The organism is Alteromonas hispanica (assembly GCF_010500915.1).
Lineage (GTDB): Bacteria > Pseudomonadota > Gammaproteobacteria > Enterobacterales > Alteromonadaceae > Alteromonas > Alteromonas hispanica.
In genome coordinates this window covers 127,406-141,183 of record NZ_JAAAWP010000005.1, presented here as the reverse complement: position 1 = coordinate 141,183, position 13,778 = coordinate 127,406, and the positions used below count along the sequence as shown (strand labels likewise).

General features: G+C 43.1%; 8 protein-coding genes. 3 read left to right on the top strand and 5 right to left on the bottom strand.

Features of this window, described 5'->3' with window-relative positions:
• Positions 1–20: 20 nt before the first annotated feature.
• The 5 genes from GTW09_RS09850 to GTW09_RS09830 all read right to left on the bottom strand — a co-directional run bounded on the left by GTW09_RS09850 (position 21) and on the right by GTW09_RS09830 (position 7,219).
• Complete coding sequence (locus GTW09_RS09850; RefSeq protein WP_163111744.1) at positions 21–1,109, bottom strand: response regulator; 1,089 nt, start codon at positions 1,107–1,109, stop codon at positions 21–23.
• Positions 1,099–3,639, bottom strand: coding sequence for a hybrid sensor histidine kinase/response regulator (locus GTW09_RS09845; protein ID WP_163111743.1), 2,541 nt, complete (start codon positions 3,637–3,639; stop codon positions 1,099–1,101). The genes GTW09_RS09850 and GTW09_RS09845 overlap by 11 nt, the downstream gene beginning before the upstream one ends.
• The gene (locus tag GTW09_RS09840; protein WP_163111742.1) at positions 3,636–4,808 is read right to left on the bottom strand and encodes an FIST signal transduction protein; all 1,173 of its coding nucleotides are present in this window, start codon (positions 4,806–4,808) and stop codon (positions 3,636–3,638) included. The genes GTW09_RS09845 and GTW09_RS09840 overlap by 4 nt, the downstream gene beginning before the upstream one ends.
• A gap of 237 nt (positions 4,809–5,045) precedes the next feature.
• Positions 5,046–6,614, bottom strand: a complete 1,569-nt coding sequence (locus tag GTW09_RS09835; RefSeq protein ID WP_163111741.1) for an AMP-binding protein — start codon at positions 6,612–6,614, stop codon at positions 5,046–5,048.
• 134 nt (positions 6,615–6,748) lie between these two features.
• Positions 6,749–7,219: a hypothetical protein gene (locus GTW09_RS09830; RefSeq protein ID WP_163111740.1), complete on the bottom strand. Its 471-nt coding sequence runs from the start codon at positions 7,217–7,219 to the stop codon at positions 6,749–6,751.
• An 88-nt stretch (positions 7,220–7,307) separates the two neighbouring features.
• On the opposite strand from GTW09_RS09830, the gene GTW09_RS09825 reads away from it, so the two are divergent.
• The 3 genes from GTW09_RS09825 (at position 7,308) to GTW09_RS09815 (ending at position 13,668) form a co-directional block, all read left to right on the top strand.
• Complete coding sequence (locus tag GTW09_RS09825; protein ID WP_163111739.1) at positions 7,308–8,432, top strand: PQQ-dependent sugar dehydrogenase; 1,125 nt, start codon at positions 7,308–7,310, stop codon at positions 8,430–8,432.
• A 390-nt stretch (positions 8,433–8,822) separates the two neighbouring features.
• On the top strand, positions 8,823–11,633 hold the full coding sequence (locus tag GTW09_RS09820) for a bifunctional aconitate hydratase 2/2-methylisocitrate dehydratase (RefSeq protein ID WP_163111738.1): 2,811 nt from the start codon (positions 8,823–8,825) through the stop codon (positions 11,631–11,633).
• Positions 11,634–11,895: 262 nt separating this feature from the next.
• The gene (locus GTW09_RS09815) at positions 11,896–13,668 is read left to right on the top strand and encodes an ATP-binding protein (RefSeq protein WP_163111737.1); all 1,773 of its coding nucleotides are present in this window, start codon (positions 11,896–11,898) and stop codon (positions 13,666–13,668) included.
• The last annotated feature ends 110 nt before the right edge of the window (positions 13,669–13,778 follow it).

The window sequence follows — 13,778 nt, the reverse complement described above, 5'->3', positions numbered from 1 at the left end:
TTTTGTTGGCTAAACGCTGTTCACGGGGTCGGGGTAAACGCTGTAAGTGATGGAACAATGCCTTGCTTCTCTAAATCATTCCAATAGCGCTTTGTTTCTAATAACTGCTCTTTTATACCTAAGAAAATTTCGACTAATCTTGGGTCAAAGTGCTGATGTGCTCCCTCGGCAATATACTGAAATGCATCGTTATCACTCCATGCGTTTTTGTATGGTCGCTTCATCGTTAACGCATCAAATACATCGGCGATGGCTACTATTCTTGCGCTTTCGGGTATCGCTTCCCCCCTTAGTCCGTTAGGGTAGCCCGTTCCGTCCCACTTTTCATGATGATTAAGAGCAATCTCAGCGGCAAGTTCGAATAGGGGCGTTTTACTTTGACACAGTATGTTATAGCCAATGGATGCATGACTTTGCATGATGTCCATTTCCTCATCAGTGAGTTTTCTAGGTGCCTTTAATATGCTATCGGGTATGCCAATTTTGCCAGTATCGTGCATGGGGGCAGCCTGTGTAAGTAGATTGGCGTCTTCATAGCTCCAACCACTGGCCAATGCAAGACACTTGCTGTATGCAGCCATTCGCCATATATGGTGTCCAGTGTCATTGTCGTTGTAATGCCCAGCCGCAGCAAGCATCGTTATGGCGCTCTGTTGGCTAGCTAGTAAATCTGCTGTTCTTTGTTCAACTAGCACCTCTGTTGTTCGCATTTGGTGGGCAAGCGAAATATGGGTTTTAACTCTAGCCAATGTGATGCTTGGCGACACAGGCTTGGTAATGTAATCGATGGCACCGAGCGCAAACCCCTTTTCTTCATCTGCGCCTTGCACCAAAGCGGTGACGAAAATAACGGGAATATTGGCATAATGCTTATTTGATTTCAGTTTGCGACATACTTCAAATCCATCCATCTCAGGCATCATTACGTCTAGCAAAATAAGATCGGGCGTAAACTTTTCAACAATTTTCAGCGCAACAATACCAGAGGGTGCTACCTTGATGTCGTAATACGGGCTTAAAATTCCGCGCAGCAAATCAATGTTTGCTGGCTCATCATCTACAATGAGCACGCTAAATCGTTTACTCTGGCTTTGTAATTCACTGTTCATTGCTTAGTGCTTCCAATAGTTTGTCAGCTTGCTCATAAGCCCGTTCAAAATCATAAACAGCGCAAAATTGCCCTATTCTGTCTATATAATCCACATACTCATTCTCGCTGTTATTGTTACGTACTTCTTCGATAAGATTGATTGCCTGTGCATCAAATGTCTCTAATAAAGATTTGAGTGTAGTGATACTCTCTATAAGAGGTTGTTTGTCAGCTTCTATCGACTGTTCAGTCATGTTAGTACTTTCTAATGTATGTGCAATGAGCCGTAACGTGATATCCAGACATTGCGAGAGTTTTGCAATAGCGTCAATTAACTCATCTTTTGAGCTAAAGCTTTTATCTGTTATTTCCAGCAAAAATTGATGAAGAGATAGCGCGCCAATACTCCGCGAATCCTCCAACATATGCCTAATTAATTCGTGGTCTTTTGATAATGTGCTTTCACTAATAGCCGAAATGCTCAAAAGCTTCGACACAATTGATGCATGTTTGTAAGTGTCGTAAAACTGTCTTAGCGCAACAAGAAATGGACTGTTGCTAGGCGGTTGCTTAATTTCTGTGTAGCCAGAGTGAATGTGCTTGTCGATGGCATGAATGATGTCATCGGCAACAGCAGGCTTAAGCAAAAACTGACACATTCCAGCGGCTAGCGCTTTTTTTTCTGCAATAGAAGATTCATCTGCGCTCAGCGCAATAATGGGCGTGGCCCATCGGTCTTTTTGCGATAGCGCGTGGGCGACTTCTTGACCCGACATATCTGAAAGATGGTAGTCTAAAAGAATTGCATCAAAGTGATGTTCGTCGCACAACGCTAAAGATTCAGTACCTGAAGACGCAGTGGAAACTACCATGCCAACGTTACGCAATACTTGCTGGCTTATTTCAACACTTATTGCGTCATCATCGACTACGAGAACGTGTTTGCCAGAGAGGCGTTTCCTGCGCCATTCGATGCTTTCTAACCCATCATGAAGCTGAATATCTTTGTTTATTTGGGTTGGAGACAGTGCCGTTATCAAATCGCTGTCAGTAAATGGGAGCTCGATAACACTGATGTTTGCGATGTTGGCATTTTTTAATTTTTGTGTGACGCTCATCTTTGAACGAGGACTGACAACACAACGCAGGTTTAAGTGTTCAAAATCGCCTAAACGCAATTGATTAATAAAACGTTGCCACACTTCATCATCATCGGGTAGAAAAATAATTGACGCTTCTGCATCCTCTGGAAATAATTCAATATTACGGTCTACAATCTCACACTCTATGCTTAAGCGCTTTAATGTCCTTTGTAATACAACACATCCCTTCGATACCGTTTCGCTACTTTTGATGCAAAGTATTTTTTTAGCAATACCAGTAGAGGATGAGTCAGTTTGCTTAAGTTCTTGTTTACAGCAAATGGGTAAAGAGAAATAGAAGTCGCTTCCTTTTCCTTCCTCGCTGTCTACTTTTAATTGCCCACCCATGTGCTCAACTAGGCTCTTGCAGATAGTTAACCCTAGGCCGGTGCCACCAAACTTGCGGGATATTGAATTATCAGCTTGCACGAAGGCATCAAAAAGCTTGGCCTTATTGCCCTCGCTAATACCCATGCCCGTGTCACTCACACAAAAGAAAACCTTGTCGAGTCGCTGTGAAAGGGTGAGCACAATTGTGCCTGACGCAGTAAACTTGAGGGCATTGCTGAGTAAATTGAGTAATACCTGATAGATTTTTTCGCAGTCGCCTTGGTAGTTCATTGCGGGGTCGATTTGAATATCAAACAGCAACTGAATTTGTTTTTCGCTCGCCTTTGTTTGAAAAACATACGCCAGTTTTTCAATGGTATCTGCGAGGGTAAAGGTTTCGTTGGCCACTTCGAATTTACCTGCCTCTACCTTGGACAAATCTAAAATATTATTGATAAGGCTGAGCAAAGACGCCGCGTTATTTTTCACCTTTTCAAGGTACATTTGCTTTGTGTCAGTGTCTTCAGCATCAAGAGCGAGGTGAGTAAGTCCAATCACAGCATTCATTGGAGTGCGTATTTCATGACTAATCGTGGCTAAAAATTCGCTTTTTGCTCTGTTTGCACTCTCGGCTTCATCCAATGCTTGCTGGACTTGCCTTTCAACCGTTTTTTGCTCGTTGATGAGTTCTAGCATCATTTCTGAAAGAGCAGAAATATTGGCTAAATCATCCTTTATGGGGGGCTTGTTTTGGTCAACCAGCAAGAGATTAACTGAAGAGCGAAGGGTGTCGACAACTTGTTGCTGTACGGCTAATTTATTTCTTATCTTCTCATTTGCAGCAAGCAGCTCTTTAGAGCTAATTTGCAAGCTTCTTTCACGAAGCGTTAGATCTCGCTTGTGAAATTCATACGTTTCTTCGATGCGCTTTAACAGATTAACCAAGCCCTCTTGAAGCGCTTTGGCATTTAATTCCTTTGCTTCTGAATTAGCAAGTGCAGAGAGCCATTCATCAAGCCCTTCAATACTTTTTAAGCCAAATGCCTTCTTAATTTGCCTTGCAAGCAATGAGTTCAAGGGGCGATTTCCTGAATTAACGTCATCGATAGTGTTTGATTATATAGCTTGCTCTGAGACTTGTTGTCGAAAGGACATATTTCGCCATAGGAATAAAAGCCTGCGATATTCGTATTTTGTGGCAGCTGTTCCTTAATACATTCCAATTCTTCTTCAACTCTATCGCCCATAACGAGCTTTCTTCCAACGCAGCTGGTTACTAAAGCAAGGCTGTGATGCGCCTTATTTACTCTTGGTGACGAATGCGTGGACTTAGGGTTAGAGAGTGCATTGGCAACCGCTAGTTGTGCTCCGTCGATAAGGTCATCAGTAGAAGCGTGCATCAGCCTAACGTATTCTGACTCAACCACATCACCGGCTAGAATCAAACTGTTGGTGTCTTCATCAATACCCAAAATAGTTCGAATAAGTCCGGTTCCCTTCTGGTCTTTTCCAACTACTTCGAGTGGAAACAGCAGCCCATTTGCAGGCAAGTCGGAAGCGTAATCACCGAGGTAATCTTTATAAATAGTAAGCGCCGGTACATCGTCTAATTGAAAAAGTAGGTTTTCATTTGCTTTGGTAACACTTCTTGACGGTCCGAAAGAGCGCCATCCGCCGTATGCGCCATACCCAAAGGTTAAGTTTTCTCCGTAAAAACACACTGCCACTACGGTATTTTCACTAATCCCCTCTGGACTGATGACAAAGGTTCTGCCGAACGAAGCGTTATCACCAGCAAGCCCGCCACTTAATTTTACATGTGAAGGCAATAAACTGGTTAACCCGTTAATCACTGCTGAACCATTTACAGCAAGACCAGGCGCTAGTGTATAAACGCCTTTGAGACCTTGGGGGTCAATTTTTTGACTTAGTGCCATGCCGGTATCGAAAGAGGCCTGCATGTTAGCTAATGTCGAGGTATGAATGGCTATATCGCTGCCGTACTCTAACTTTATTGTTAAAATCACAATGCTGTCTGCATGCACTTGGTCTGAACTAATTTCACCAGCGGTACTGCAACCCACAATGTTGGGAGAGATCTCTCGTAACGCTAAAAACCAATCATCATTTTCAAAAAACAGTGGAGAGGCGTAGACAATAATAAGTGATGGGACAAGTTCCTCGATCTTATGTTTTTGCGATCTAACTTCGGCGGAACTAGTAAATGAGAATGAGGCGGACAACATACAATGTAATCAGTTTAATAAGCTATATAATACTTATAGATATAAACCCGTTAAGCATCAACCTTTAACACCTTATTCTTTAGTTGCTGCATTAGAAAGAGCGGACTATTGCCCAGAGGATAGGGAGCAACAAAAGAGCGACAAAAGGTTACAACACAAAGAAGCTTAAAATAGACCGCCCTAATGGAGGGCGGCTCATTTTTTTGCCACTAATTCGCCGCTCAATAAGCTAAGTTTCTACTTGTCCCTAAGCTCCCTGCGAAGTATTTTGCCCACGGTGGACTTAGGCAATTCTTCAAGTATTTCAATAGACTTGGGCACTTTGTAATTAGTCAACTGCTCCTTACAGAAAGCGGTGACGTCGTCTACGTTAACCTCATTACTCACCGTAATGAACGCGCATACTCTTTCCCCTGTCTTATCGTCAGGTTTGCCCACTACTGCCGCTTCCATTACATCGGGGTGTGAGGTAAGAATGTCCTCAATTTCATTAGGGTATACATTAAAACCAGACACAATAATCATGTCTTTCAATCGGTCAACAATTTTGATAGCACCAGACTCTGTGCGAACGCCAATGTCTCCGGTTTTGAAAAAGCCGTCGCTGGTCATCACTTTCGCTGTTTCATCGTCTCTTTGCCAGTAGCCCAACATGACCTGGGGCCCTCTTACCGCTATTTGTCCAGACTCGCCATCAGCAACGGGTTTATCATAACTGTCTAGTAGAGCCACCTCGGTATCCTCTAGCGCCATGCCCACGGTACCTATTTCCTCTTTCCCAGGAATATTGAAAGAGACAACGGGAGCGGTTTCAGAAAGCCCATAGCCTTCGGTAATAGTGTTTCCTGTAACGCCTTTCCATATTGAAACAGCCGCTTGCGTAAGTGCTGTTCCGCCAGACATGGTTAAATGCAATTTGGAAAAGTCGAGTTTGGCGAATTCAGGGTGACGGCCTAAACCAACGAATAGGGTATTGATGCCAGCAAAGGCGGTAATTGCATGAGGTTTAAGTGTTTGAATAAACCCGTCTATATCACGAGGGTTGGGAATAAGCACAATTTGACTGCCCTTTGAGAACAGCGCCATCATACAAACGGTAAATGCATAAATATGGTAAAGAGGTAGCGGACATACAACTACTTCTTCACCGTCTTTAAATTGTTGGCCAATGCGGTCGAGCATTTGAATGCAGTTGGCCAACACATTGTTATGGCTTAATGCTGCGCCTTTACTTACACCGGTTGTGCCGCCTGTGTATTGCAGCATGGCCAAGTCGTTTTGCTCTATTTTTTGGCGTTCAAACTCAGGAAGCGTAGTGCCTTTTTCGACAGCATCGGTAAGTGAAATCGTACCTTCAATAGCGGGAGCACTGGATGGATTGAGCAACTCTGTGGCCGACGTTGCTATGACCGTTGTTATCTCAGTATCACTTTTTATCGCATCGAACTTAGGCAGTAAATCGCTAAGGATGATTAAAGCGGTAGCACCACTGTCAGTGAATTGATGTTTCATTTCACGTTCGGTGTAAAGCGGGTTTGTATTTACAACGACAAGGCCCGCACGCAGTGCCGCGTAAACTGCAATAGGGTTTTGAATAAGGTTAGGAAGTTGAATAGCCACACGAGAACCGGGTTTAAGCTTCGCTTCGTGGACAAGATAACGAGCTAGCGCTGCTGATTTTTTATCGATGTCAGCAAATGTGAGAGTTTGCCCTAATGCCGTGTAGGCAGGTCTATCAGCAAACTTCGTTAATACACTTTCAATGTAATCTGCTAAGCAGGTTACGTTTTCTGGATAAGTTATCATATTGCTTTTCCTATGAGGGCATGTATTTTTATTACCCTAACATTAGCAAAGTTAACTTTTTATTTACATGTTTGTTGGCTTATAAATGAGTATAAATTTTGGTAATGTAATTAGTAATGATCTATCACTACTACTTAGCTCAGCTTGGCAAAGCAGATTCCAGATACGAAGCCCGCAAAACACTGAGCTATTATGCCCATCCATGTTCTAGCTCCTGCAATGAGAGTGACGTTTAATATTGGCTGCATAGCCACTAGCATGACGAAAAAACCGACGGCGCCGGCGACACCAAACATCAATATGGTAATCGCATTACTCTTACTTTGACCAGCAATGGAGTTGTCTGTTTTTTTTAGCCGGTTTAATAGGAGATGAGCAATGAAAAAGCTGATAGCCAGCGCAACCGCGATAATCATTCCATAAGTAAGGGCTAAACCACGCATATCAGCAAAAACCATATATGCCCACTTGGTTATTGGGATATCGATATTGAGCGCAACCAACTCAAAAAGCACGAAGTGAGAATGAAAAACACTAGCAAGAATAAAAGCTAAAAACCAAGCAGGAAAAAAGCGCAAAAAACAAAGTTGTAAAAAAGCTCGCATAGATTACCGCAAAAAGGTTGATTCATAGGGCGTGTAAATCTGGTATAGCATGATAGTGTTGCTAAAGAAACAATACACGAGAGTCGAAATGAAAGTATTTAAACCGTTTAAACCGTTGCTCCTTGCAAGTCTCATGGTGTTAATAAGCACGTCTATCAATGCAAAGACGCTGGAAACGTTTCTGTCAGATGATGAATATACGATCGGTGTAGTTGTTGAAAATCTGGCATTCCCAAAGTCAATTGAAGTAATGCCAGACGGTAACATACTTATTGCTCAGCGAGATGGAGAATTAGTTCTCATCAATAAATCGAAGGAGCAAAAGCGTTTTTCTATTACATTTCCTGAATTGTATACAAAGGGGCAGGGGGGATGGTTAGACGTTATTCCCACAAACAATTTTGATGTTACCTCAAGGTTACTGCTGTCTTACTCTAAAGGGGTTGATGACAACAATAAACTGGTAGTGTTGTCCGGCCTTTATTCTCCCGAAAACGGGATCACCGATCTCAAGCCTGTATTTGAAGTGAACAAAGCAAAGGACACACCTGTTCACTATGGTGCAAAGTTACTCAGTTTGGGAAATGATACTTACTTGGTAACGTCTGGAGATGGGTTTGACTACCGTGAAGACGCGCAACGAATGACCTCCCATATGGGTAAAGTACTAGGATTTACAATTAATGGCTCTCCCCTTGATAACCCTCCTTTTCCCGAACACCCATTCATTTTTAGCTTGGGGCATCGCAACCCCCAAGGGCTGGTAAAAACAGAAAAGGGCGTTATTTATCTTAATGAACATGGTCCGGACGGCGGTGATGAGATAAACCGGGTAAGCAGAGGGAAAAACTATGGTTGGCCAGTGGTCACGCTGGGCGTAGATTATTCAGGCGCGCTAATATCTCCATTTAATACTTATACAGGTATGGAAGACCCGCTTTTAAACTGGACACCATCTATTGCACCTTCATCTATGGCGGTTTACCAAGGCAATGCATTCCCCCAACTCAACGAAAAATTTATTGTAACGGCGCTTAAAGCTCAGCGTGCGTTTGTTATTAGTAATGATGGAATAAAGATGACTGAGCAATTGCTATTAGATAAAGTCAAAACACGATTAAGAGATGTGGCTATCGATCTTAACGGCGACATATTGCTGTTAACCGATGGAGAACAAGCCAAACTTATTAGAATATCTCCCACAAAAATGTGAAGTATTTGAACTTTAACATTGAGATGAAGTCCTCATTTCTGTTTGTAATTTGAACTGGTACAACCATAACCATAGGAAATGTCTGACATAAATATAACACCATTACTTATTTAACTGACGGTAAAGCGTTGTAAGATTCGCAAAAATAACGTTGCGGTTTTATTTTTAAGTGTTTGAAAATATTTGCTTTAATTTTTGCTTGGCAAAAATAAGCATGGCTATTATTCACTTCAGCTATCTAAACTGGTGGGTATATGACCACTTTCACTCTTTTCTTACAGAGATTACGTAACGAGCAAAAATCAGTTAAAATACTTCCCAATTTTATATGCGTATAGCTAAGACCGACTTAACACTACGCCCACGTAAAACTATGACCGAGAGAACCCTATGAGTTTGTATTCAGAATATCTGGCAGAGATCGAGACCCGTAAAACGGAACTAGGTTTAAACCCTAAGCCCATCGATAGCGCTGATTTACTATCAGAAATCATTGCTCAAATCAAAGATACAGGTAATGAGCATCGTGAAGATTCTCTTAAATTCTTTATCTATAACACACTGCCAGGCACAACCAGTGCAGCGGTAGTTAAAGCAAAATTCTTGAAAGAGATTGTGCTTGGTGAAGAGAGCGTTGAAGAGATCACGCCTGAGTTTGCTTTAGAACTACTTTCTCACATGAAGGGTGGCCCCTCTGTTGAAGCATTGCTAGACCTAGCGCTTTCTGATGATGACGCAGTAGCAAAACCTGCTGCTGAAGTTGTGAAAACACAAGTTTACTTGTACGAAGCAGATACTGAGCGTTTAGAAGCGTCTTATAAAGCAGGCAACGCAATAGCCAAAGAAATTCTAGAGAGCTATGCAAAAGCAGAGTTCTTCACTAAATTGCCTGATGTACCAGAAAAAATTAATGTAGTGACTTATGTCGCTGCAGAAGGTGATATTTCTACCGACTTGCTTTCTCCAGGCAACCAAGCTCACTCTCGCGCAGACCGCGAACTTCACGGCAAGTGCATGATCACGCCTGAAGCACAGCAAGACATTGTTGAACTTGGTAAAAAACACCCAGACGCAAAAGTGATGCTGGTGGCTGAAAAAGGTACCATGGGCGTAGGTTCTTCACGTATGTCTGGTGTGAACAACGTAGCTCTGTGGGCCGGCGAGCCAGCAAGCCCTTACATTCCGTTTGTAAACAAAGCACCTGTTGTTGCGGGTACTAACGGTATTGCACCTATCTTCTTAACCACGGTAGATGTAACCGGCGGTATCGGTCTTGACCTTAAAAACTGGGTGAAGAAAACTGATGAAAACGGCGAAGTGGTTCGCGATGCCAATGGCGACCCAGTTCTTGAAGAAGCTTATTCAGTGGCTACAGGCACTGTATTGACTATCGATACTAAAGCTAAAAAGCTATTCAAAGGCGATGAGGAAGTCGCTGACGTATCTGGTTCCTTTACGCCGCAAAAAATGGAATTCATGAAAGCGGGTGGTTCTTACGCGGTAACTTTCGGTAAGCAGTTACAAACGTTTGCTGCAAAAACCTTAGGTATAGATGTTCCTCAAGTTTATGCACCGTCTAAAGAAGTGTCTAATGAGGGTCAAGGCCTAACAGCAGTAGAAAAAATCTTTAACCGCAATGCAGTAGGTGTTAAATCAGAAACACCACTTCACGCTGGTTCAGATGTGCGTGTTAAGGTAAATATTGTAGGTTCACAAGATACAACCGGACCGATGACATGCCAAGAGCTAGAATCTATGGCGGCATCAACCATTTCTCCACTCGTTGATGGTGCATATCAATCGGGCTGTCACACAGCATCGGTATGGGATAAGAAAGCTCAAGCGAACATTCCTAAACTCATGTCTTTCATGAACAACTTTGGCGTTATTACGGCTCGTGATCCTAAAGGCGTTTACCATGCAATGACAGACGTTATTCACAAAGTACTTAACGATATCACTGTAGACGACAGAGCTATCATCATTGGTGGTGACTCACATACGCGTATGTCGAAAGGTGTCGCGTTCGGTGCCGACTCGGGTACGGTAGCTGTAGCGCTTGCGACAGGCGAAGCGGCAATGCCAATTCCAGAATCTGTGAAAGTAACTTTTAAAGGCGAAATGAAGAGCCACATGGACTTCCGTGATGTGGTACACGCAACACAAGCGCAAATGCTTAAGCAATTTGGCGGTGAGAACGTGTTCCAGGGCCGTGTTATCGAAGTACAAATTGGTACTTTGCTTGCCGACCAAGCATTCACGTTTACCGACTGGACTGCAGAGATGAAAGCGAAAGCATCAATCTGTATTTCAAACGATGAGACCATGATTGCATCACTTGAGCTTGCTAAAACGCGCATCAAGATAATGATCGACAAGGGCATGGACAACGACGCGAATATGCTTCAAGGTCTTATCGACCTTGCGGATAAGCGTATTGCTGAAATCAAGTCTGGTGAAGAACCAGCACTTGCACCAGACGATAACGCGAAATACTACGCGGAAGTGGTTGTTGATCTAGACCAGATCGCAGAACCAATGATTGCCGACCCAGACGTAAACAATGATGACGTGTCTAAGCGTTATACCCATGACGTTATCCGCCCAGTTTCTTACTATGACGGTAAGGCTGTAGATTTGGCGTTTGTTGGTTCTTGTATGGTTCACAAAGGTGACATGCAGATCATTGCGCAAATGCTTCGCAACCTAGAAAAGCAAAACGGCAGTGTGTCGTTTAATGTGCCGCTTGTTGTTGCTCCACCAACGTACAACATTGTTGATGAGCTAAAAGCAGAGGGCGACTGGGAAATCCTAGCTAAGTATGCTGGTTTCGAATTCGACGACGCTAAGCCTAAAGAGTCTGCACGTACTAAGTACGACAACATTATGTACCTAGAGCGTCCAGGATGTAACCTATGTATGGGTAACCAAGAAAAAGCAGAGCCTGGTGATACGGTTATTGCTACTTCTACGCGCTTGTTCCAAGGTCGGGTTGTTGCTGACTCTGAAGAGAAGAAAGGTGAGTCACTACTAGGCTCTACGCCACTTGTAGTACTTTCTGCTGTGCTAGGTCGTTTCCCAACTATGGATGAGTACAAAGCAGCGGTTGAGGGTATTAACCTTACCGACTTCGCTCCACCGTCAGAAGACATGGCAGTTGCGCCTAAGTTTACACCAGATGTAGCAGTTCAAAACGTTTAATTTGAACGTCTGGTTTCAAGGCGTAAAGTAACATTCTATTGAAACCAAGTTAATCTATTGAAAAGCCCCAACGTGAGTTGGGGCTTTTTTTATGCATTTGTCACCTTATTTACATGAACATATGTTCAGTCGATTAGCAATAATTCCATTCTGTAAAAATAGCGAAAGACTTCTATTCGTGACTTACGGCTAATTTACATGTTGCGGGTTTAGCCTATACTCGAGCCTTGAAAAATATTTAAACATTGGGTAGTGAAATTCAATGGAGAAGGCCCCGATCGACAAGGCACCCTCAGACACGATATCAATAAATATTAGGGGCTCTAAGGCTTCCGCAGATACAACGACGAAGTCACTTCGCAGAGTGGGTTTTCAGTTAATGGCTGTTTTTTCACTCATTATGATTGTCGTCATCGTAGTGGCTCGCCCTGACAATATTGCCATTGCGCTTAGCCTCGGAATTTGGTGTTTTGTTGCTTCTTGCGCTGCACTGTATTGTAGAAAACATAGTGCTTCAATTGCGAAGCTTTGGGCGTTGGTAACATGCCCTTTTGCACCGGTTATTGTGGTAATTAACGGGCTTTTACCCGCATCTCTCATCCCTTTAATGACATTATTTCCTATCGTATTCCTTACTGGAAAGTGGAGACTTTGCTCCATGCTCATTATCGCGGGCAGTACGCTGCTAGTACCATTTCACGAGGGGGGATACAACGAGGCAATATGGATAAGATTAAGCATTACGAATATTGTAGTGTCGGTACTCATCTACCAGCTTGTGAGCCGCTTAGAAATAGCGCTAGCCGAAAGTAATGTAAAAACAGTTGAGCTTAATCGGGCGCTAGCAAAAGAGCGAGAGGCATCGGCTGCGCAGTCACGTTTTTTAGCCACTATGTCTCACGAAATACGCACTCCCCTTAATGGGATCCTTGGGCTTACTGACGTTGTGTTATCTAAAGAGATTAGCGAAAACGCAAGGCCAAATTTAAACAGAATCCAACAATCAGGGATATCCTTACATCGTATATTAAACGACGTTCTTGATGTGTCTAAGCTCAGTGCTGGCAAGCTGTCTATAGAGTCAGCGCCATTTGACCTGGTTTCTACAGTGAACAGTTGCGTGTCGTTTTATTCTCAGTTTGCGCAAAATAAGGGTATTGCTCTTGAATTAAGTATTGCTAATGGAATTGATGCAAGCGTAACCGGTGATGCTGTTCGACTCTCGCAAATACTCAATAACCTAATTAGTAACGCCATCAAGTTTACGCAACACGGCAGTGTTTCCCTAATTCTTGAGCGTACTAGCGTTTCCTCTTCTGAGCAGGTCGTTAAATTTTCTGTTGTTGATACAGGAGTGGGAATAAATAATTCTGAACAAGTCGTTATCTTTGAGGCGTTTACCCAAGCAAACAGCAGTATTAACCGTACCCATGGCGGAACAGGCTTGGGCCTTCAAATTGTCAAAAGTTTGGTAGAAGCAATGGGCGGTAATGTCTCTTTAAACAGCGAAGTTGGTAAAGGCAGCACTTTTAGCTTCGAACTCGCATTCTCGCTGGCGAAAGAGTTGGGTGACACCGCTACTAGGTCAACAACAGAACCATCAACAGAACCATCGACAAAATTCAGCCACAATACCCAACCCACTGACCAAGAAACTAACGCTTTAGGTATGAGCAGAGGCTCGGTGCTAGTGGTTGATGATAATGAGATAAACCGAGTTGTAGCGCAATCTCTATTAGAAGATCTGAGGGTGGGTGTTACGCTTGCTAGCAGTGGAGAAGAGGCTCTAATACTTGTATCTCAGCAAGCATTTGACCTCATCTTAATGGATTTGCAAATGCCAGAAATGACGGGGGCCGAAACTACATTAGAATTGCGCAACAAAGGCGTTAATACCCCTGTTGTGGCATTCACGGCATCTATAGTGTCAGATGAAATTGATAAGGCAATGTCATCTGGAATGAGCTGCTACATTACAAAACCCGTGGACGTCGGTAAACTTACCACCGTGATAGACCGTTATCTCCCTAGATGAAAAAACTGTCTTTTTGAAAATAAAAATATGGACTTCCTTGCATAAAGCTTAACGACGTAAAAATTTCGTACAGCAAAGAACACTTGAACTTACAACGCGCTTATATCGTG